The organism is SAR324 cluster bacterium (assembly GCA_029245725.1).
Taxonomy (GTDB): Bacteria; SAR324; SAR324; order SAR324; family NAC60-12; genus JCVI-SCAAA005.
On record JAQWOT010000389.1, the window covers coordinates 1 to 21,226 of the forward strand.

General features: G+C 47.6%; 20 protein-coding genes and 1 pseudogene. 3 read left to right on the forward strand and 18 right to left on the reverse strand.

The features are described 5' to 3' along the window. Together P8O70_21280 and P8O70_21285 are read right to left on the reverse strand one after the other, a co-directional pair. Positions 1-181, reverse strand: a 181-nt coding sequence (locus P8O70_21280) for a hypothetical protein (protein MDG2199375.1), incomplete at its 3' end; no start/stop codon positions are given. A 217-nt stretch (positions 182-398) separates the two neighbouring features. Beyond that, positions 399-1,409: a carboxypeptidase-like regulatory domain-containing protein gene (locus P8O70_21285; GenBank protein ID MDG2199376.1), complete on the reverse strand. Its 1,011-nt coding sequence runs from the start codon at positions 1,407-1,409 to the stop codon at positions 399-401. Positions 1,410-1,455: 46 nt separating this feature from the next. Here P8O70_21285 and P8O70_21290 point away from each other — a divergent pair, with 46 nt between their 5' ends. After that, positions 1,456-2,097 (forward strand): hypothetical protein, encoded by a 642-nt coding sequence (locus tag P8O70_21290; protein ID MDG2199377.1) that lies wholly within the window; start codon positions 1,456-1,458, stop codon positions 2,095-2,097. Here the strand turns inward: P8O70_21290 and P8O70_21295 are convergent. The 9 genes and pseudogenes from P8O70_21295 to yhbY all read right to left on the reverse strand — a co-directional run bounded on the left by P8O70_21295 (position 2,094) and on the right by yhbY (position 10,681). Next, positions 2,094-3,698, reverse strand: coding sequence for an FAD-dependent thymidylate synthase (locus P8O70_21295; GenBank protein MDG2199378.1), 1,605 nt, complete (start codon positions 3,696-3,698; stop codon positions 2,094-2,096). The genes P8O70_21290 and P8O70_21295 overlap by 4 nt on opposite strands. 12 nt (positions 3,699-3,710) lie before the next feature. After that, on the reverse strand, positions 3,711-4,289 hold the full coding sequence (locus P8O70_21300; protein MDG2199379.1) for an NADH-quinone oxidoreductase subunit I: 579 nt from the start codon (positions 4,287-4,289) through the stop codon (positions 3,711-3,713). Between the two features lie 25 nt (positions 4,290-4,314). Then, positions 4,315-5,385 (reverse strand): NADH-quinone oxidoreductase subunit H, encoded by a 1,071-nt coding sequence (locus P8O70_21305; GenBank protein ID MDG2199380.1) that lies wholly within the window; start codon positions 5,383-5,385, stop codon positions 4,315-4,317. 15 nt (positions 5,386-5,400) lie between these two features. Continuing rightward, positions 5,401-6,660, reverse strand: a complete 1,260-nt coding sequence (locus P8O70_21310; protein ID MDG2199381.1) for an NADH-quinone oxidoreductase subunit D — start codon at positions 6,658-6,660, stop codon at positions 5,401-5,403. Continuing rightward, positions 6,657-7,241 carry an NADH-quinone oxidoreductase subunit C gene (locus P8O70_21315; protein ID MDG2199382.1) on the reverse strand — a complete coding sequence of 195 codons (585 nt, stop codon included), beginning with the start codon at positions 7,239-7,241 and terminating at the stop codon, positions 6,657-6,659. Before P8O70_21315 ends, P8O70_21310 begins: the two co-directional genes overlap by 4 nt. A gap of 263 nt (positions 7,242-7,504) precedes the next feature. Next, a pseudogene (locus P8O70_21320) lies at positions 7,505-7,948 on the reverse strand (NADH-quinone oxidoreductase subunit B). Between the two features lie 24 nt (positions 7,949-7,972). Next, positions 7,973-8,326, reverse strand: coding sequence for an NADH-quinone oxidoreductase subunit A (gene ndhC, locus P8O70_21325; GenBank protein ID MDG2199383.1), 354 nt, complete (start codon positions 8,324-8,326; stop codon positions 7,973-7,975). A 98-nt stretch (positions 8,327-8,424) separates the two neighbouring features. Continuing rightward, positions 8,425-10,332 carry a methionine--tRNA ligase gene (gene metG / locus P8O70_21330; GenBank protein MDG2199384.1) on the reverse strand — a complete coding sequence of 636 codons (1,908 nt, stop codon included), beginning with the start codon at positions 10,330-10,332 and terminating at the stop codon, positions 8,425-8,427. Between the two features lie 22 nt (positions 10,333-10,354). Then, positions 10,355-10,681: a ribosome assembly RNA-binding protein YhbY gene (gene yhbY, locus P8O70_21335; protein MDG2199385.1), complete on the reverse strand. Its 327-nt coding sequence runs from the start codon at positions 10,679-10,681 to the stop codon at positions 10,355-10,357. 45 nt (positions 10,682-10,726) lie between these two features. Between yhbY and rsmA the strand changes: the two genes are divergently transcribed. Further along, positions 10,727-11,524 carry a 16S rRNA (adenine(1518)-N(6)/adenine(1519)-N(6))-dimethyltransferase RsmA gene (rsmA, locus tag P8O70_21340; protein ID MDG2199386.1) on the forward strand — a complete coding sequence of 266 codons (798 nt, stop codon included), beginning with the start codon at positions 10,727-10,729 and terminating at the stop codon, positions 11,522-11,524. A 37-nt stretch (positions 11,525-11,561) separates the two neighbouring features. Here rsmA and hflK read toward each other — a convergent pair whose 3' ends face one another. The 4 genes from hflK to P8O70_21360 form a co-directional block, all read right to left on the reverse strand. Next, positions 11,562-12,641, reverse strand: a complete 1,080-nt coding sequence (gene hflK / locus P8O70_21345; protein ID MDG2199387.1) for an FtsH protease activity modulator HflK — start codon at positions 12,639-12,641, stop codon at positions 11,562-11,564. A 92-nt stretch (positions 12,642-12,733) separates the two neighbouring features. Further along, entirely contained in the window at positions 12,734-13,600 is an 867-nt protein-coding gene (locus tag P8O70_21350) for a methionyl aminopeptidase (GenBank protein ID MDG2199388.1), read from the reverse strand. A 19-nt stretch (positions 13,601-13,619) separates the two neighbouring features. Continuing rightward, entirely contained in the window at positions 13,620-14,474 is an 855-nt protein-coding gene (gene lepB / locus P8O70_21355) for a signal peptidase I (GenBank protein ID MDG2199389.1), read from the reverse strand. 113 nt (positions 14,475-14,587) lie between these two features. Beyond that, entirely contained in the window at positions 14,588-16,318 is a 1,731-nt protein-coding gene (locus P8O70_21360; protein MDG2199390.1) for a glycosyltransferase family 2 protein, read from the reverse strand. Between P8O70_21360 and argA the strand changes: the two genes are divergently transcribed. Further along, positions 16,282-17,619, forward strand: coding sequence for an amino-acid N-acetyltransferase (gene argA, locus P8O70_21365; GenBank protein MDG2199391.1), 1,338 nt, complete (start codon positions 16,282-16,284; stop codon positions 17,617-17,619). The two genes, P8O70_21360 and argA, sit on opposite strands and share 37 nt — an antisense overlap. On the opposite strand, the gene P8O70_21370 is transcribed toward argA, so the two are convergent. From P8O70_21370 to P8O70_21380, 3 genes are all read right to left on the reverse strand, one after another. Further along, positions 17,577-19,166: a tetratricopeptide repeat protein gene (locus P8O70_21370; protein ID MDG2199392.1), complete on the reverse strand. Its 1,590-nt coding sequence runs from the start codon at positions 19,164-19,166 to the stop codon at positions 17,577-17,579. The two genes, argA and P8O70_21370, sit on opposite strands and share 43 nt — an antisense overlap. A gap of 50 nt (positions 19,167-19,216) precedes the next feature. Beyond that, positions 19,217-19,588 (reverse strand): cell division protein ZapB, encoded by a 372-nt coding sequence (locus P8O70_21375; GenBank protein ID MDG2199393.1) that lies wholly within the window; start codon positions 19,586-19,588, stop codon positions 19,217-19,219. 203 nt (positions 19,589-19,791) lie between these two features. Then, complete coding sequence (locus tag P8O70_21380) at positions 19,792-21,129, reverse strand: glycosyltransferase family 2 protein (GenBank protein MDG2199394.1); 1,338 nt, start codon at positions 21,127-21,129, stop codon at positions 19,792-19,794. Positions 21,130-21,226 lie beyond the last annotated feature (97 nt).

A 21,226-nucleotide genomic window follows, 5' to 3' on the forward strand; every position in this document is an offset into this window, starting at 1 on the left:
TCAACAGGGTTGCCCCAATCACCCCGGTGCCGTACCAAAGCCACTGACGTTCTTCCAGCCAGAGTAAGCCCAGTCCGATCAGTCCAAGCCATGGCAAGAACAGGAAAATCACTAGTAAGAGCAGGACAAGAGACCCTCCACGAGTATGGTTTGTAGAGGGTGACGGTTCAGGGGTTGGCATGATTTTTGAGGAGTGTGAGGGAACGTGCTTTATTTTTCTTTAGAGGTTGTCTTATGAGTTTTATTTTTGACAGTCACAATAGCGTGTTGCGGTTTCGAAAAATGGTGGAACGGTACTACCAGATCCCCTATGAAGAGGCCCTGAATTCGGCGGATCCTCGGGAATTGCGCCGAATTTATCGTTCCTGCCACCCAACGCAGGCTTTATTTAACTATTTTTAAACCAACTCGGTTTTAGGCATTCGACGCCAGAAGAACCAACCAACCGCCAGCAGCAACGTCAGGAAGACAGCCAAGCTAACAAAAGCATAGTTGCGAGAGTCCACCGGGATATTGGAAATCCTGATCTCCAACAGGCTGGCATCACTGGCTTGTGCCCTCCACGCCAGAAAGTCGACATCACCGAAGGTTTGATTCCCCTGGAAGGTCAATTGGGAAGAATTCACGTCCAAACGTTTGGCTGGAGTGAAGACGCTGACCCGATCCAGTGGATGAGCGTAGCGCTTCTGGAGCAAGTGACTGCCCAGAAAAACAGGAATGGTGTATTGGAAGAGCAGTTGAGTGTCTCCTGGTGGAAAGCCACGAGTCCAGCGCAATTGATTGCCCTCCTGTTGATAGGTTTCCGGACCGTCTTCGAGAACACGAAAGTTTTCATGTGCGTTTGGTAGTTCCATCAACAAGGGAGATTGGGTGCTGAGAATATTGTCCTCGGTCGGATTCTGGACGCTGATGACCTCCGTGACGATAAGTTGATCAATATTGGACTCGAAGAACAATGAGGACTCACTGAAGACCAGTGTACTGGTAACGAAGCTGGTGGACGGTAGACGGATGTCCACAGTAATCAGTTGTTGTTCCGGACGCATGAAGAAAACCTCAGAGCTATAGAGGTTTCCTTCAAATCGAGTTCCCAGACGGTATCCGGCTCGGTCATCCTGGGGAGGGTTCTCGAAGTGAAAGCGACCTGTATCGTCGGTCTTGGCTCGTCCAACTGGACCAGCGGGTACGACTTCACCGCTAGGATCGAGTACGAATTTGATCAGCACTACATCCAGGCCTTCGGAGAGGGAAACTCCCTGGGGAACTTGGACCTGTCCCTCGATTGAGATTGGGTTGTTGCTCTCTTCAGCCGCTAGGGTAGTCCAGCTAAGCAGGGAACCAATGATGATCAGGGCTAACAGAAGTTGAACTGTTTGGAGAAATCCGTGATGATTTTTGCAAGGGGGCATCGGTTGAAAAGCTCCGCTAACGTGATTCTTTGTGGGGAGGATAGGAATGCCGTTGTCTGATGATTTGAACCGCACTCGACTGAAGCGCCGAATTGACGAACTACATGTCGATGTGCGCCGCCTGCAACGTCCACAAGAGCGCCATCAAGCTCTCAAGGAACTGGATCAACTGACCGTGGAATACATCCGTGCACTCTGTACGGAAATGAAATATGTCTTTCAGCAGAGTGCCTTGCTGCAGGAAGAACTGCAACCTGATCCAGAGCCTTCATTGGCAACAGAAGATTTGCTGGAACCACTGATGCTGCAGGAAACTTACCGAGAAGTGGTTGAGCGTCTAGGCTGGAATCTGCCTGATGAACAACGACCAGAAGTGCCAGTGATCTTGCCTGAACCTGATAAGGAAGAAGAGATCAGCTTCGAATCTCCCCAGGATCTACGTTACTACGTGGAAGTCCAGATCGAGGATTGGGGGAGCAACCGAGACCGCTTCGCCTTGCTTGAAAAAATGACGCTGGAAGTACCCTTATGGCAGGAGTGGGTCGAAGAATACCGAGCTGAAAAATCACCCAAGGTGCGGCATCCAGGAATCGAGGGACGCTGTACAGTGGAAATTGGTAAGCTCCTTGGCGTGCAGCCAGCACTGATCTCGGTCCAGGTACTCAAGTGTGCAGAGGGTATGCGCTAGGAAGACTGCTTGCGTAGTTCCTGTTTCACCTCTGCTGCCAAACGACCCAGTGGGTAATCTTCCAGATTCACGAAGCGCATCAGTTGGGCTAATCGAGGCTGAACCTCGTGTACTCGCTGGAACATTTGTTGAGCCAACCAACGATAATTCTCATGCCCCTGCGGAGTAGTTCGTAACTCCACCAGCCACATCAAGGAGCGCAGGTTGATCTTCAACGACCAGCGTAGCTGATACGCCATCGGTACCACATATTGTGCTTCTTGTGGAAATTCTCCCTCCAACACTTCAAATGCACTATCTGCTTTCTCCAGAACCTTCCTCACTGGACTTTCCAGTCCTGCATCAATCAATGATTCTGGGACTGTATAGCCAAGTCGGGTAGTCAGTCGCTGCCGCTCCTGAGTCAATATTCGATGTCGGTGTAGATCTCGGTAGGAGCCATAATCCCCAACGATGTCGAAGGTGTAGCTTGCATGCTCCAGGGCACGACCTAGCTTGTGGCGTCGGTGCTCACGTAAGTCTGCCCATTGGCGTAAAAGGTGCTCTCGTACTTGGTCCGACATCCCGCACACATTCTCCCTGGCTTGGGCAAAGGACAACGCACTGTTTTCGTAGAATAGAGCTGCCAGCACCTCGATCTCTGCTTCTGGATCGTAGCTCAGCAGTTCAACGCTGGCGCTCTGGGGAGTTGATGACTCTAGTGTTTGTGGTTGGACCCAGCGGTTGAAAAAGTTCTGGCTTTGCTGCTGGAAATTCAGTTGGCTGCAGAAGTGTCGATGGGTTGGATCTGCCCGCCGAATGAAAGAGGGAACGACTTGCTGTAACTCCTGCGCAGCTGCACTGGCCAGATCCTGAAGTTCCTGCAAGGTCTGTAAGCGGAGGCGAATCAGTAGTCCTTCGAAGAAGCGTCCATTCCCAAAGACGCCCATGTTTGTCAGTGTTGAGGCTGGTAACAGGCCACGCAGCAGGTCAAATCCTCGTGCACGAATCGAACGTTCATAGGCCGTTTGTGGTTGATCAGGTTCGGGTGGCAAGACCTTGCGCAGATATTCTCTAACCGGTTCAATCAGCTCAGCATAGGTGCGAAAAAGCTCTCGGTTTGTCTCCAGATAGAGTTCTGTGTGAGTAGAAGCAAGCACCCGTGGGTCTTTGTAAAATTGGAAGTCTCCATTGACCTGCTGGGCGAAGCTGACATAGCGGGTAGATTTCTCCAATGGCGAACCACCAATCCTTGCGTCCTCCAGCACCTTGGTTGCTAGAATGGAAACCTGTTCCAGTGCCAGGTGAGCACCTCCTAATTCACCAATGGAGTCATCTCCGTAGCCGTCGAGAATACGATCATAAAAGGACTGGGCCTTGGTCAGTGCCAGCCGAGAATCTTGGGAAGTGGAAGGAGCTTGAAATCCAGCCTCATCATTTTGTAGAAATTCTCGCAGCAGTAAAGTACGGAGACCTAGTGTGGAGCGAGAATAGCGGGAAAAGAGTGCTCCCTTGATGACTTCTGGAAGATTGGTCAGCACGAACACCGGGCGTTCGGTGTTCGTTACGTAAGGCGCAAGCTGGAGTTGCTCTGCTGGACTGAAGGACTCGTGGCTTTCCAAGACCGATTGCGATTAGGGTGCTGGGATTCCACGCGAATTGGGGAGGGCACTCTGTTGATCCAGAGGCTTAGGCAAGTCAGCGTCGGTATATTTGGTCTTTTCGTTGGGAGTGTAGGTGTCACGGAGCAAGTCACGCGTAAAGTTGAATGATTCCCGTGAGTGATAGGCCATCCCAATGACACCTGTATCCATCCGGATTGCCTGCTTAGGACAGGCTTCCACACATAGGCCACAGAAGACGCAGCGCAACTCATCGATATCAAAACGAACTGGATACTTCTCCACCGAAAAGTCTGGGTGCTCTCCAGCTTCAATATGGATGCACTTTGCTGGACAAACTGTCTCACACATGTAGCAAGCAACACACTTGAGGAAGCCATCATCACGACGGGTAAGCCGGTGTCGGCCTCGCCAGCGTTGAGAAACTGGTCGCTCTTCTTCTGGATACTGAATCGTCACAACGTCTTTTTTACCGACGATGTTGCGGAAGAAGTGACGCATCGTGTGTTTCAGTCCAACAGCAATGCCAGGAATGTAGAGGGCTTCCTTGAGTCCTTCGCTACGATCTACTTTCTTGACCTTAAACTTCATATCAGGCTCACGAGGAGAAAAGAAATCAAGCTAGGGCCACGATGATGATTGCCGTGACCACGGTGTTTAGCAAGGCAACCGGGAGTAATTTTTTCCAACCCAGGGCCATTGTCTGATCAAAGCGGAATTTTGGTACCGTCCAACGAATTTGAATCTGGAACCAGCAGAAAATGAAGGTGAAGCTGGCGAACTTGCCAAATTGGAGCAGGGTCACTAGCCACTGTGGTGCGGATTTCCAGTGATAGAGCCAAGGCACTTGGTAGCCACCGAAGAATAGAGTCGTGATCAGAGCAGCAACTCCAACAATGGCAATGTATTCCGCAAGCATGAAAGACGACCAGCGCATTCCAGAGTACTCAACAAAATATCCGGCAACAATCTCGGATTCTCCCTCTGGGGCATCAAAAGGTGCTCGCTTGGTTTCTGCAATCAAGGCCGTAAAGAAAACAACAAATCCCAGAGGTTGTGTGAAGACACCCCACTTGGGAATCAGACCGAACCAGTGCTCTCCCTGGCCTTCAACGATTGCACTGACCTGTGTGGATCCGTAGACCATGAACAGTCCCATCAGCGAAAGCCCCAGAAAGACCTCGTAGGAGATCATTTGGGCTGAAGCCCGTGTTCCACCAAAGAGGGCGAACTTGCTGTTAGAGGATGCTCCTGCCAGCACAGCACCGTAGACACCCAGGGATGTGATGGCAAAGATGAAGAGAAGTCCAGGCTGTACGTCGGTGACCTGAAATTTGAAATCACCGATTGGACCAGCAATCGGGATGATGGCAAAGACCGCTACCGCTGACATGAAGCTGAAGAAGGGCGCGATTGTATAGAGAAATTTATCAGCACCCTTAGGAATCAGATCTTCTTTGAAAATTGACTTCAGTGCATCAGCAGCAATATGCAGTAGGCCTCGCCCTCGGTACGATCCAATGTTCGCACGGTTGGGACCGATTCGATCCTGAACGGCAGCACTCCACTTGCGTTCCATCAGGGTCATGAATGTACCCAAGGGCATCGCAAAGAGCAGCAGGATGAAGAGGATTTTCAACACATCCTGCACAAACGGCAGGGCTAGAAATTCTAGAACAAGTTGCATGGTTTTCCAGTTGACTCAGCGGTCGAGTTCTCCACCGATCATGTTGATGGAACCAAAAATTGCGATGATATCTGCGACGTAGTGTCCGAGAGCCAACTCGGGCATGGCTTGAACATAGTTGAAACAGGGTGGACGGACACGACATTTGACTGGATCACCAGAACCATCGGAGACGAGATAGAAGCCTAGTTCTCCGTTGCCCCCTTCGATGGGTTGGTAAACTTCTCCAGCCGGTGGATGGTGACCTTCCATCACCATCTTGAAGTGATCGATCAATCCCTCAATGCTACCATAAACTTCTTTCTTGTCCGGATAGCCCAAGTACCGTTCGCGTGTCATCACCGGTCCGTAAGGAATCTTGTCGATAGCTTGTTCGATGATCGATATGCTTTGCCGCATCTCTTCCATCCGGACCAGGAAGCGGTCATAGGAATCACCGACTTCTCCAATGGGAATTTCGAAATCCAATTCATCGTAGACAAGGTGTGGATCTGCTCGACGGATGTCGTAGGGTACTCCGCAGGCGCGCAGCAACGGGCCCGTGAAGCCGTAGGAAATCGCTTTTTCTTTGGAGAGGACACCAATGTTCTTCATGCGGTCGATGAAGATCTTGTTGCGAGTGACGAGTTGATCTCCCTCTTCAATCACCTCTCGAACTTTTTCGAGCCGGACTTCCACTTCCTTTAGAAAGCCATCTGGGAAATCGGTGCTGTTGCCACCAAAGCGAGTCCAGTTGATAGTAACTCTCCCACCAGTGACCTGTTCGAGCAGTTCGTAGAGATATTCCCGTGCCTTGATGAACCAGAGGAAGAAGGTGAATCCGCCGACTTCCATCGCGCAGGCAGCAAGACAGGTGAGATGATCGGTGATGCGGGAAATTTCACCCATGATCACCCGGGCAAACTGTGCCCTCCTTGGAATTTCAACACCGAATAACTTCTCAACAGCCATTGAGTAGCCGATGTTGTTGAGCACCGGTGAAACATAATTGAGGCGATCTGTGTAAGGAATGACCTGAATCCACTTGGAATTCTCAGACTCTTTCTCAAAGCCCCTGTGCAGGTAGCCGATTTCTGGCACCATTCCAACAATCTGCTCACCATCCAAGTAGGTAGTCAGACGCACGATGCCGTGCATTGCTGGGTGAGCTGGACCGATTTCGATGCGCATGATCGAGGTGTCTGAGTCTTCGGGTGGAGCTGGGATAATTGCTCCTGGCAGATGAACCGGCTTCAACTCTTCTGCAGAAATCGTGGTTAGCTCACTGGCGTTCACTCAAACCTCCCATAGTGGTAACGCTCCTCGACATCGTTGAGTTCGAGCAGAGGTTGCTGCTTATCCATAGGATAGTCTTTGCGCAAGGGATATCCCTGAAACTGTTCATACATCAAGATGCGGGTTAGATTGGGGTGTTCCTCAAAGTGAATGCCGTACATGTCGTAGCATTCTCGTTCGTACCAGTTGACTGCATCCCAGAGCATGTGAATTGAAGGAATCTGGCAATCGTCTTCAGGTACAGGACACTTCAGGCGAATTCGGCGGTCCTTGCTGAGCGAGCGTAGATGGTAGACGACTTCAAAGCGCGCGGTTTGCTGTAGATTGGTTTCTAACAGCAAGTAGTCAACGGCGGTCAAGTCAACCATCATCTCAAATTGGCAATCTGGATGATTTCGTAGTAGTCGGCAGACCGGTTGGATAAACTCACGTTTTAATACGATGGTCTCGTCGCCACGATGCCGATGGGTGCTCAAAATCGCTGCAGGATACTCCTGCTGAACCAGATTGATGACCACACTGGTTTCAACGGGTTCTGAAACCTCAATGCTCTCTGTGTTTTCTGAACTTTCCTCAGGCATAGCCTTCAACCTGTTTTGAGATTGTCCTTGTCGCGGCGACCTTTCGGTGTGTCGTAGCCCAGTGAAGCGTTGGTATTGATGTGGTCTTTGGAGTAGCTATAGCCCGGCTTAGCTGCGCGATTACTCTTTGGATTCTGAACATTTTCAACCACTTCTTTTTCAGGAATTTCAAGGAAACGGCTGAGTTGAAGTTTCTTTTGGTCCAGATGGTTGATCGCAGCGGAATTGATACTGCCTTGAAGAGCGCTGGGGCCATCATTCTGGATACGATTCTGTAGTTCCATAAGCCCATCCAGCACGGCTTCAGGACGGGGAGGACAGCCAGCAATGTAAACGTCCACCGGGATCACCCGATCAATTCCTTGTAGCACAGAGTAGTTCTGGTAGAAGCCCCCAGAGGAAGCACACGCACCGAAAGCAATCACCCACTTTGGCTCAGCCATTTGGTCGTAGACGTTGCGCAAGATGGGCGTCATCTTGTGAGTGACGGTACCGACTACCCAGAGGACATCGGACTGGCGTGGTGAAAAACGAGGAATTTCTGCACCAAAGCGTGAGACGTCGTAGTGGGAACAGGAGGCAGACATGTACTCCATTCCGCAGCAAGCTGTGACGAATGGATACTGAAACAGGGAAAACTTGCGTGCCCAGTTGACCACATTGTCAAATTTGGTGGTCAGGAAATCACCGTAGTGGGCAGATTCCATAGGTTCCTTGAACTGAGTGGTGGATCATTCCCATTCCAATGCGCCCTTTTTCCAGTCGTAGACTAGGCCAAGGACGAGTACACTGATAAAGAATAGCGCTGCGATTAGGCCGGGCCAGTGCAACTCGCGAATTTGTACTGCCCAGGGATAGAGAAAGACGACTTCGACGTCAAACACGAGAAAAACCAGAGCTGTCATGAAAAATTTGACATCATAGCGCTGCCCTTCTGTGCCCTGAGTCAGGAATCCAGACTCAAAAGGAGTTTGCTTGGTCTCGGTGCTCAGCTTGGGTCCAAACAGGATACTGATGGCAGTAAAGACTCCGGCTAACCCGATGCCAACCAGGATCATGATCAAAATGGGAAGGTACTCGCGCATGCAAACTCCAGCAGGCAAAACAAATCAAACAAAACCAGTGGCAGTATTCCACCCGACCTGTCCTTTGTCAAATCAAAGCAAATGGCTCAAATTGGGCTTTAGCGAACTGTTGAGCCAAGCACAACACTTTCAGGAATCTTTACCAATTCAAAGCCTTTTTCTGATTCGGCGAAAAGAATCATCCCTTCTGAAAGTACTCCTCTCAGCTTGGTTGGACGCAAGTTGCTGACCACGATGACACGCTGTCCGATCAAGTCAGCAGGAGAGAACTTCGGAGCTACCCCAGAAACGATAGAGCGCAAGTGCCCTTCTCCCAGATCAACTTGTGAGTGCAGTAGCTTATCTGATCCAGCGACAGGGGCACAATCTTGAATCAGGCCAACCTTCAGTTCAACTTTATTGAATTCATCGATATTCAATGGAGTTGCTTCGGATCCAGGATCAGAATCTTCTTTGGGGGTTGGTGCTTCCTGTTGTACTTTGGGTACCTGAATTTTAGGGAAGAGGGGTTTGGGCTTGGGGAGTGCTGTGTCGCTTTGCAATAATCCTGGCTGAAGCTCTGTAAGTTGAGGAAGACCTTCTAACCCAAGGGTTGTTGAGGCAAGCTTCATTTTTTCTGGCATTACCGGAGCAAGTAGGCCAATCAAGATGCGTGTGGCATCAAGGGCTGTGTAGAGCACAGTACCCAGACGCTCGCGTTGATCTGGTTGCTTGGCTAACTGCCACGGCGCCTGCTGCTGGAGATATCCATTGACTTGACTGGCCATCCAAGCGATGTGTTCAAGCGCTTTGTGCAGATAGAACTGATGGATGAACTCCTGCACTTGCTCCACTCCTTTTTGAAACTGTGCTCGGAGTTCTGTCTCTGCATCGGTCAATGCACCACACTCAGGAACCAGTTCACTAAAGTTCTGGCGACTCAGGTTGACACTTCGGCTAAGTAGGTTGCCAAAGTTGTTCGCAAGATCGCCATTGTAGCGGGTGATTGCTAGTTCTTCAGTGAAGTTCGCATCTTCACCAAAGCTCATGTCCCGTACAAGGAAGTAGCGCAGTCCATCCACCCCTAGCTTTTCTTTCATCGCTAGAGGATCGACCACATTTCCAAGGGTTTTGCTCATTTTGGATCCGCTGCTTACCCAGTGACCATGCACGACCAATCTTGCGAAAGGTGTCATGCCAGCTGCCTTGAGCATGCAGGGCCAATAAACGGCATGAGTCTTCAGAATGTCTTTGCCAATGATGTGGTGACAGACAGGCCAGTAGTGTTGGAACAACTCACCATCTGGGCAGTCGAGGGCAGAAGCGTAGTTCAGCAATGCATCAAACCAGACATAGGTCACAAAGTCGCTGTCGAAAGGCAGTTCGATTCCCCAGGTCAAGCGTGATTTTGGACGTGAGATGCATAGGTCCTGCAGTGGATTTTCCAAAAATCGTAAGACTTCATTGCGATATCGTCCCGGATAGATCCAGTCAGGTTGATCCTTCAGCATTTGGACAAGCCAGTCCTGGTAAGCGCTCATTCGGAAGAAGTAATTGCGCTCCTGGCGAAACTCAGGGGCTTTTTGGTGAGTTGGACATTGCCCCTCGAAGAGTTCACTCTCGTTGAGAAATTCTTCACAACCCACGCAATAATAGCCTTCGTATTCCTTTAGAAAGATTTCACCGTTGTCATAGATTTGTTGCAGTATCTGTTGAACGATTTGCTTGTGGCGTTCTTCGGTAGTACGGATGAATTGATCTGGTTCAATGTGTAGTTCAGGCCAAAGCTCTCGGAATTTTTGGGTCATCATATCAACAAACGCCTGCGGCTCCATCTTCGCTTTGGCCGCAGATTCAGCGATTTTTTGGCCATGTTCATCGGTACCTGTGAGGAAGTAGGCATCTTCTCCGAACAGCCGCCGAAAACGAATGATAGCATCACTGACGATGGTGGTGTAAGCGTGCCCAATATGTGGATTGCTGTTGACGTAGTAAATCGGCGTGGTGCAATAGAAAGTTTGGCTCATGCGTTCCTACAGAGGCTGAGAATCAATCAGAAGCGGGCAGGATAATTTGTGGCTCTTCAGGGTGAGGGCGATAAAGTACAATGGTACGTCCTATGACCTGAATGACTTCTAATGCTGGCTGCTCTTCGAGATTTTTAGCGCTTTCCCGTGGTGTATTGGGAGCATTTTCCAACACCTTCAACTTGATCAACTCATGTCGTAAAAGAGCAGTGTTCAATTGCTTCAGGAACTGATCGCTGAATCCATGTTTGCCCAACTGCAACAATGGTTTGAGTGAATGTGCAAGGGCACGAAGTGCGCGTCGTTGTTTTCCGGTCATCATCAGAGAGTGGAGAAAAAAAACGTGCATTCCAACGAACTTTCTCCGCAAAAACAAGTGAATTTCGGTGTGATTATGAAACGGAAATGGGGACAGCACTTTCTGGTACGGGAACGCTATGTACAGCGCATGATTGAGTTAGCTGGTGTGCAGACTGGGGAACAAGTGTTGGAAATCGGACCTGGCAGAGGAGTCCTAACCAGAGCCCTGCTGGAAATTGGCGCTTTTGTGAAAGCAGTAGAAATTGATCCAACCCTACAAGATTTTCTGCAGCAGGAATTTGCAGGATCAACTCAATTTCAATTGTTATGTGGAGATGCGCTCGAGTTGCCAATTGAGGAGCTACTTCCCTCAAGTCAACCAGCTCGAATTGTCGCCAACTTACCTTATAGTGTGGCAACAGCAATCTTCTTTCACCTGCTACCCTGGAGAGAATACTGGAATTCTTGGTCCTTGATGGTTCAGTACGAGGTTGCACAACGAATCTGTGCTACTGCAGAAGGTGGCAAATCGTTCGGTACACTCTCTCTTGCTGGAAGTCTCGGATTTGAACGTAAACTCGCTTTTGAAGTTCCCCCAGAAGCGTTTGCTCCACCTCCAAAGGTGAACTCTGCTGTCATGCATTTGTTGCCTAGAAAAAGTGGCTGGAGCAAGGAAGAAGAACACAACTTTCTAGAATTTGTGAGGCGCCTCTTCCAACAACGGCGAAAGACGTTGATAGGTAATCTGAAACAGCAGTTTCCAAATTGGTTTCAGCAGGAAGGAGAGAGTTTGGAGGAGCAGTATTTGAAGTTACGGCCCGAAAATCTGGAGTTTGAGGATTGGCGCAAGCTATACGAACAATTTCGTGAGCACGGACGTGCTTTTCATTAGGAGGGGGCAAAGCCTACTTCGCGGCAGGCTTTAATAATTAGCGCATGGTTGTGGACTGACGGACTCCACTATCGGTATTAGCTGCGCGTCGAAGTTCGTTGATTGGGAGGAATGGCATGAAATTTTGCCCCAACTTCTCGTCAGCAATGACCTTGTTGACCCTAGGCAAGACCTCTTCCATTGTTTCGATGTAGATGCGAGCCTTGGTAATGTCTTTGGCTTTACGGTATTCTTCGAAAATCTGCTCGAAGCGGCTTGCCTTCCCCTGTGCCAGCAGGACTGTCTGCTCAGCGTAGGACTGTGCTTCGTTCACTATTTGCACGCCTTCCCCCCGGGCTTTAGGAATCAGATTGTTCTTGTAGCCCTCAGCTTCATTGATCATTTTCTGTTGATCTTCGCGAGCACTGACCACATCCTTGAAGGCTTCTTTAACCTCATCTGGTGGATGTACATCCTGAAGCTTGACGTTCACAATGGAGATTCCAGAGTCGTAGCCTTTCAGGATTTCCTGTAGCAAGGTAGCCGTATTTGTTTCGATCAGGCTTTTGCCAACAGTTAGTGCGTCCATTACCTTGGTATCTCCGATAACTTCACGCATGGCAGATTCAGAAGCGGCACGTACTGTCGATTCTGGCTCAGTCAGGTTGTACAGGTAGCCTTCCAGATTATTGATTCTATACTGTACAGTAAACTGTACGTTGATGATATTTTCATCACCAGTAAGCATCAGGGATTCCTTCATCACTTGACGGTAACGAGCCGGAGGCCCCGGGTCAATGGTACGGAAGCCAATTTCAAGTCGGCGTACTTCTGTGACCTTCTCTATGTCTATATTCTCGATAGGCGAGGGTAAATGGTAGTGTGGGCCTGGCCCAACAACGCGATCAACAACTCCGAAACGCTTTACTACGGCTTGTTCTTGAGGATCAACGATGAAAAATCCGGTTGCCAGCCAGACAGCGGCTGCAACAACAATCAAGATTAGGCCTGCGTTGCCTTGAGGCAGACGGTGCCGGAAGCGATTCTGTAGATTATTCAGCAGTTCATCGACATTCGGCGGAGTTGGTTGTCGCTTGTCCCAAGGTGATTTGCGAGGTGGCTTGTTCCAGGAGTCCATGAGGTCCGTTTATAGAAGTTGGGCGTTGGTACTCTTTGTTAACAGCCTAGAAAGCAGGACAGAAAATACAAGGAAATTCGATGGTTGCCAATTTAGGCAGTCAGAATTTCTGAGCCATTAGAAGTGACCCGAATGGTGTGTTCCCACTGAGCGGAAAGCGATCCGTCCTGTGTGACAGCCGTCCATCCATCGCTGAGCAATTTACATTCTGGACGACCAATATTGATCATTGGTTCAATGGTGAAGACCATATTGGGTTGAAGCAATACGCCCGTATTAGGCTTGCCATAATGAAGAGTTTGAGGCTCTTCGTGGAATTCAATACCGACTCCATGACCAGCGAAGTCTCTGACAACAGAATAGCCCAGACCTTCTGCGTGAGTCTGAATTGCGTAGCCAATGTCTCCGGTAGTTTTACCAGGCTTTACTTGCTGGATACCAATCTGCAGGCATTGTTGGGTAATATCGACTAAGTTTTTTGCTTCTTCCGAGACATCTCCAATCAGGAACATCCGGCTTGCGTCACCATAGTATCCATCGAGGATACTAGTGACATCAACATTGGCAATGTCCCCCTCCTTCAGTACTTCATTGCCGGGAATTCCATGACAGATAACATTGTTGACCGAAGTGCAAACGCTCTTGGGAAATCCTACTGCTGATTTGCCACGATAGTTGAGTGGTGCAGGGTAGGCGTTGTTGGCCAAGGTCTCTTCGTGAACCCAGTCATTGATCTGTTCGGTTGTGATACCTGGACCTATTCGCTCCTGCACCATATCTAGAATCTTGCGCGTCAACTGGCTACTACGCCGAATGCCTTCAATCTGCTCTTCTGTCTTGATAATCACCCCTCGGGTTCCTCGTCTTCCAAAAGAGCTCATCTTGTCTCGTAGCATATGGCACTTCTTATATTTTTTGCCACTGCCACACCAGCACAAATCATTACGGGAAGTTTTCATGGAATCTCTTGGATGCTGCTCATCGGAGCAGGGTCAGTATACGTGAGAGCTGATAGCCAGAAGTCAGGCTTTCGCGTGGGTCGTGCGACCAGTAGATGATTTGCCCTTTGCCACTGATTTCATCAACATCTACAAATCCCCAGTAGCGACTGTCTGCGCTGTTGTAACGGTTGTCTCCCATCACGAATAACTTTCCTTCAGGGATTTGGACTGGCCCAAAGTTGTTGACTGGTCCATCGCTGAAGCTTTGGTTTTGATCGGATTGCCCTTTTGGGCGATCAAAAAAAGCATAGGGTTCGCCCAATTCTTTCCCATCGATGAACACTTTATCATTGCGAATCTCCAGGGTCTCTCCAGGGAGTCCAATTGTCCTCTTGATATAATCAACCGACGGATTTTTTGGATAAGGGAAGATGACAATATCTCCTCGTTTGACTGGATCAGTGAAGACTCGTATACCCAGAATCGGAATTTCTGTGCCATAGGTATACATTGTCGCGAAGATGTGATCACCAATTTGAATGGTAGGGATCATCGATCCTGAAGGAATTTTGAAGGGTGCGAACAGGTATGTGCGTACCACTGTCGCGACAATCAGCGCAAATAGGAGAGCTTCAACCCACTCACGGATCGAACGGTTTGGAATCAGACGGTCTAATCGACAATACCCCTTGGCACTTCGAAGAAGGAGTTTTTCGTTGTTACGAACCGCGGCGGTCTCAGGTAACTCTGCTTGTAATTCTTCGGGAGTTTCGAAGAACTTTTCCTCAAGGTGAGATAATTGACCGATGACTTCTTCGCTCAGTCCTTTGCGTTGCAGTTTGCGAAAGGTTTTCTGTGAAAATTTGTAGGAAATGAGAGGAAATAGGTTCATTGTGTGGCAGTACTGAGAGCGGACACGGCAGAATCAAGGAAATCAAAAGAATCATCTTTGGGGCAAGCCTGCAGAGAGGGCAAGGCAAAAGTGAGTTCGACAAGCTTATGGATTCAAGTACTGGAAAGAGCAAGGTGAGAGATAGGTTGCTGCTCTGAAGAGCGAAATATCGTTTCCTGAATGGTGTTGGAATAGCGCAGAATCCCCAGTTCATAAAAACTCTGCAGAAAGTGAGTGTTGGGATTCCATCTTTGGCAAAATTGCTGACTCTGCTTTGTATTGGTCAAGATCATTTGGGCTTTGCCACAAATTTCTGGAAGTGCTTTTGTATCAGTTTTTTGCTCTGTGTCTTCTGTTTCCAAATGATGGTAAATCAGATCACAGAGTCCAGCAGCTTGAGTAATTTGACTCCCATCCGTGAGAAAGGACCAAACAAGTGGGTTCTCCCAGCCAAGTTGCTGGAAGCGATGTCGAAGTAGCCACCCCAATAATTTATGGTAAATGGGGGTTTTGCTCAACAAGGGAATTTCGCTCGTGGACCAGATGTAGAGATTTGTCTCAGTTTGACGGATTGGAGAGATCCATCGGTTCATCTTCTCCTGCCAGGAAAATTTTGTTTGTGATATTTGGGAGTTGACGGTGGCAAATAAAACGCGATGGCTAGTTCGAGTTAGATGTTGGGCCAGTTGTTGCTCGTAAAAAGAGGAACTGTGATTCCATTCGTGATCTGTGAGTACAATCAAATCTCTAGGCCGTTGGGAAGTTGGTCCCAGGCGTACCTCTTCCCACCATTGAGCTCTAGAGAAGCGCTGAGTTCCTCGGAAGTGCCAATAGCCCTTCAACAGTGCTTTGATCATTGACCAGGGTAGTAGGTGGATTTTTTGAGAGTAGGCGAAGAGCTGGGACAGTCCCCAGTGCTTCAGATTCCAACTTTGTAGTAGAAGGCGATAGCTTAAGAGGGTTCCTGAAGCATAGATAAAGAGGAAAAGCAAAGCTGGTAATCGGGTAGTTGGTAAGAAAATTAGGCTTATCAGGATCAGCATCTGCACAAGTGCAATCAGGCTGTAGCCCCATTTTTTTAAGTTGGGAACCCGGAGGCCGCATACTTGATGGATGTCCAATTGCTGTGTGGCGCGCCATGGAAATCGTCGACTCAGTAAGCCATCAAAAAAGTAGCGCTTTGCCAATTGAGTTGGACGAGAAGCTTTTGGAGCTAAGGGAGGATGGTAGACGATCAGGTCTTGGGCGAAGGGAATGGAGAAGCCTCCTTCGAGAATTGAGAAAGCAAGGTCAGTGTCTTCCCGGAAAGGAATTTTGTATCCAGAGTGGAAATGGCAAAATTGTTTGCGAACCAGCAAGTTACATGTTGGATATCGACCGCCTTGACGGTTTTCAGTCTGGTGCGTCAAGGGCGTGATTTGTTCTCGATTACCAACGATAGTCTGACCTTCAATAGCTCCTGCGCCTGGTTGGTCGTGAATCCAAGTCAATGCTGATGCCACCCAATTTGAGTCGGCTTGTACATCAGCATCGAGTAGGCCAATCCAATTGAATCGAGCCAAGGCTACTCCAGCGTTGCGTGCTCGACCTGGGCCAGAGCGATGCTGATGTAGAACTCGTAGTTGGAGACGGGTTTGTTGATGAAATTCCTCCAACATTTTTGCGGTATCGTCTGTTGAGCCATCGTTCACCACAACGACTTCAAAACTAGACGTCGGAGCCGTCTGCAGTTCCAGAGCTTGCAGGCAATTTTTCAACAAGCTGCTGCTATTGTAACTGGGTATTACGACTGATAGAGAATCAGGCGATGAGACAAAAAAATCAGGAGGAAGAGAAGTTGACACGGAGAGACGAAGTATTAGAGAACCAGCAGTCGCTGGTGCGAGCACTTCGCGGTTCGTTGCCGTATTTGGAAGAGTTCCATCATCAAATTTTCGTTGTTTGTGTCAGTGGAGAATTATTACAACGAGATGCCGCTCCCAAAATCATGGAAGAACTTGCACTATTGCATCGCGTTGGAGTCCAATTGGTGTTGGTTCATGATAGCCAACTATTGAATCAGTCCTCCCTGGACACAAGTTCGTTTCCAGTAGCAGTTTCGCGTCATGATCTTAAAGCAGTACAGCAGCAAGTTGCAGCAATCAACTGGGAATTTTTGACCAAACTCTGCCTGTATGGGCATGGAATTATGCCACTTAGTGGTCACTTTGTCACTGCTCGTGCTGATGAACGCTCTAATGCACTAGAAATGGACTCATCCAATGGGGTTGTGCAGGAGGTGGACCTTGTGGCTATTCGGGAGACTCTACAACTAGGGCACACCCCGTTGCTAGCTCCTTGGGGGACAGGCCAGCAAGGCCATCTTTGGATACTAGAAGCTAGGGAACTAGCAACAGAACTAGCCATTCGGCTGAGAGCTAAGAAATTAATATTGTTGGAGAATATATCATCTCCATTGATTGAGAAAGACAGAAATACCTCAATTTTACGCCAATGGATGTGTCAGCAGAGTTCTATAAGTGAAATCAACCGACTCCGATTAGAATGCATGGCTACCGCATGTGAAAGGGGTGTAACGAGATGTCATTGGTTGGATGCAACTGAGGAAGGAGCCCTGCTAACGGAGACGCTCACTTCTGGTGGAATTGGCCTGATGGTCACCAACACAGCTTACCAACAGGTGCGGGTGGCTAGGCCTAGTGATATTCCTCAAGTTTGGGGACTGCTGAGTGGGCCGATGAGAGACGCTAGTATTGTCCGGCGCAGTACTTCCTATCTTGAACAACACATCGAACGATATCGGTTGTTTTGTCAGGATGAGGATGTGTTGGGTTGTTGTGAACTGATTAGTTATCCAGAACAGCAAACTGTAGAGATTGCGGCCTTGTCAGTAGCGTTAGCTTATCGTAACCAGGGAATTGGGAGAGAACTCGTTAACGTCGTCCTTGGAGAGGCAAAGAGACAGGGAGCACAACAAGCAATCGCATTGAGTACACGTGAGGACAATGTATTCATGAATTGTGGCTTCAATGAATGTTCACTAGAAGACCTTCCTCCGGAGAAACGTTTTAACTATGACTCTCCTCAATCGAAGATCTATATCTATTCACTTGTGGAACCCAGTAAGGACCTTAGCACAGACTGAATCTGAAGGTTGTTTGGATCCAACTGGCTCGCCGTGTTTAGAGCCATCTTGGCCTGGTCCATCTCACCAAGCTCTCGGTAGAGCAGTCCTAAATTCCACCAAGCTACTGCATATCCTGGAAACTTGGCTGTGACACTTTCCAAGAAACTCTTGGCATCTTCATAGCGCCCCTTCTTGATCAAAACAGTACCTAAGCGTAAGCCACTTTTGGGATTCTCCGGATTGATTTGCAAAGACTCTCTGTAAAGTGATTCTGCGAGATTGTAGTCGCGCTGTTTTTCGTAACTGAAACCAAGATAAAGTGCGACTTCATCATTTTTTGGAAAGCGATCTCGGAGCTCTAACAAGTTGTTATGAGCAATCTCCGTCTGGTTTTGCACAAGAGCTATGCGAGCCAGATAGAGGGCAGGTACTACGGTTTCAGGCTGCATTTGTTGGGCAGCCTCCATCGCTGCTTTGGCACCTTCCCAATTTTCCTGATCGAACTGAGTCACCCCTTGTTGTAACAATTCCAGATAACGTGAGTTTCCCGATTGTTGCGTATCATAAGCAAGATCAGAAGTGCTAGTTGGTTGCACACTTTGGGGTAGCCATGGTCGTAACTCTGGACGCAAAACAGTGAAAGCCCGATTGGGGTTCTCAGGGCTTTCAACAAAGGGATAGTAGCGCAGACCACGTTGGATTGCCCGAGGGTTGGGCTCATCATCATTAAGGCTCAAACCATACAAAAGCCACGCAGGACCGTGGTAGGGATGACGGGCATTGGCAATCACGGCTTCAGCCTTTGCTTCGAATCGCTGACCTTGTACATAAAACCAGAGGGAGGAGAGTGCACGATATTCAGCGTGGTCAGAAAAGTCATCTTGTAAAGAATCTAAATCTTGCTGAATCTCATCGAGAAGCTCAGGTGGAACTGGTTGCTGAGTGTAGGCTTCCTGTAATTGTAGGATGACTGATTGGAAGCGCACTCGCTTATCTAGGCCTTCATACTGTTCTGTGAGATTTTGTAGTGCCTGAAGGTGTGCACTACGTGTTTCGGCGATCCAAGGTTGTGGATTGAGATCCTTCCAGCGATAAAAAGCCTCTAGTGCTTCAAAGGAAACATCCTGAGGAAAGAGGAGCAAGTCTGCGAAGACTGCATTCCTAGTCTGTAGCACCTGAAGTAGTTCTTGGAGCAAAGCATCGACACTTTGTAAAGAATGCTGACTGCGAAAATCTTCCTTCTGAAGTTGGTTGTTATTGATTGAAAAGAGAGTCCAGCGAATGGAGAGTTGCTGAAGAACCTGTTGGGTAGACAGTTGAAGCAGATGGGATAATCGAGCTTCACGCATTATCTGTTCAACTTGATCGGGCAGGCGCTCTTTCCAAAGCCCAACCGTTTCCGGGGCCATCACAGCAAATTGATCGTTGAACTGGAACTGGCGGGTAAGCTCTTCCTGAAGGAAGCGAGGGAACGAGTTATCTTGCTGAATACGGTAGAGATTCTGAACAGGAAGGATACCTACGTGGAGGCGAGTCTGAGCAAACGCTAAGGAGGAGGCCAGCAACAGTACTGTGCTACCTAGGCAGCACAGTACAAAAGACCGAAAAAGCGGTCCTACCACGGGGATGCGGCGTAGGAATTGACAGAGTTGTGGGAATTGTGGTGGCTGACATCAACATCTTGGGAATTATCTTCGCTGGATTCCATATTAGCAGCTTCGATCTCTTCAGCAGTTTCTTCCTCAGCGGCTTCAACAGTTTCTTCAATTTCTTCAGTGATCTCAGCGGAGGATTCACACTCATCAGCAGCGGCTTCGAGTTCTTCAAAGCTGTCAATCAACAGCGCGAGTTTGTCATGCATTTCTTGACGCTCTGCTTCAAGAACTGTGTTCTGTTCTTTGAGGTTGTCAATTTCTAGTTGATATTCTTCAATTTTTTCAACTGCTTGCCGAATGCGGGATTCCAGGCGGGAAAGTAAGTCAGACATTGCTGGTCCTCAATGGAAATGTTTGGGTGTCGTGGTCCATGACAGTGAGCGGATGACTGCAAGCATAGCAGATCCGGAAGAGAACAGTATGCAACAAGTGTACAAGCTAGGTTAGGATGTAATTAACTGAGGAAAGGTTGAGTCGAAATTGAAAGTTTAATCATTATGGAAAGAAATCTAGGGGATTGGACTAAGAATTCGGATTATCGGTATCGACTAATTAATAATTTGTACAAAAAAGACCCAACTATGATGAATAATCTTCTCAAGAAATAAACAGTTGGTAAAAATTTCGAATTGATTATGAGTTCTTCTTTGTACATTCGAACTAAATTTTTATTACTCTCTCCAGTCTTTTGATAGTAAGCTATATATTGTTTTATAAAATAAAATTTTTCGTGAGGCAAAACTCTCATCCAAAATTGATAATCCATTCTAGAATAGTAGTACTCATTAAAAGATCCATACATAGTGAAAATATTTTTTTTTATAAATGATGCTTGATGTGAGAGTTTGGCTTTGCTCGCAATTCCTAGTTGGTTAGTTAAATTTTTAGATGGAAGAGAAAATCCATCAGATCGACAAAATCCAGTCAGAATATTTTGCTCCGAATGCTTCTCCAAAAGAGAAAGAATGTCAAAACGAATAAAATAGTCACCAGAGTTCATAAAATTTAGCCAACTATTTTTGGAAAGTAGTAATGCTTTGTTGAAGGCATGACTGATGCCACGGTCAGGCTCACTGATCCAGTATGTTAAATGTTCGTTATATTTCTGAATAAGTTCGACTGTGCCATCAGTACTTCCACCATCAATAAGAATATATTCAAGTCCATTTCCTTGTTGATTGATAACGGATTGGATTGTCTGTTCTATAAATTCTACATTATTAAAAACTATTGTAATTACGGTGAGATTTTTCTTGGTAAGATTGGAATCATTAAGTAGAAGCCGTCTCCCACCTTCAGCTTTTCGATAAGTATTTCTCGGTAAAGTATATTTGACGGCATCATTATCATTGCATATATTTGATACTTTCGAAATGTTTAGAGAACTTCGGGTAGTCGAGAACTTTTCAGATTTTGATTTTAAGTTAGTATTTAAGAAAGAGTAGAAAAAATTAGCTAGATCGCTTGAAAGGAATTTTATTGCTACTAATCCACGATATACCTTTTGATAATTTGAAGCAGAGAGATAGTGCTCCGGAATAGGATGCCAAATATTTGTTGCAAAGAATTTTTCTTTAGAGTAGGGCAACTTTGTAAAGTTAAAACCTGTGTATGAATTTGGAAATTCAAGATCATCAGCACATATATACAAAATTAATTTTTGCTTTTTCTTAGCAAAAGAATAGTCTCTATTTTGATTATGCATGAGATTGAAATCAAGAAAATCTATCAGGTGTTGCTTAAAAATTTCTGAGCCAAAGGCATAACGAATGTCTATGGACCAGGTTTGTTCATCAAAAGCCTCGGCTAATAATGAACAACAACCGATCCAGCCAGATAAGCATGTAGGTGGGTGTGAATTTCGATCTAGCAACCGCTTGAAATGGCAGGGAATGCCGGATATTTGATTTAAGTGATTGGTAGAGAAGTTAAAGCATAAAGTATTTAAGATAATTCCTTTTAGTTAATAT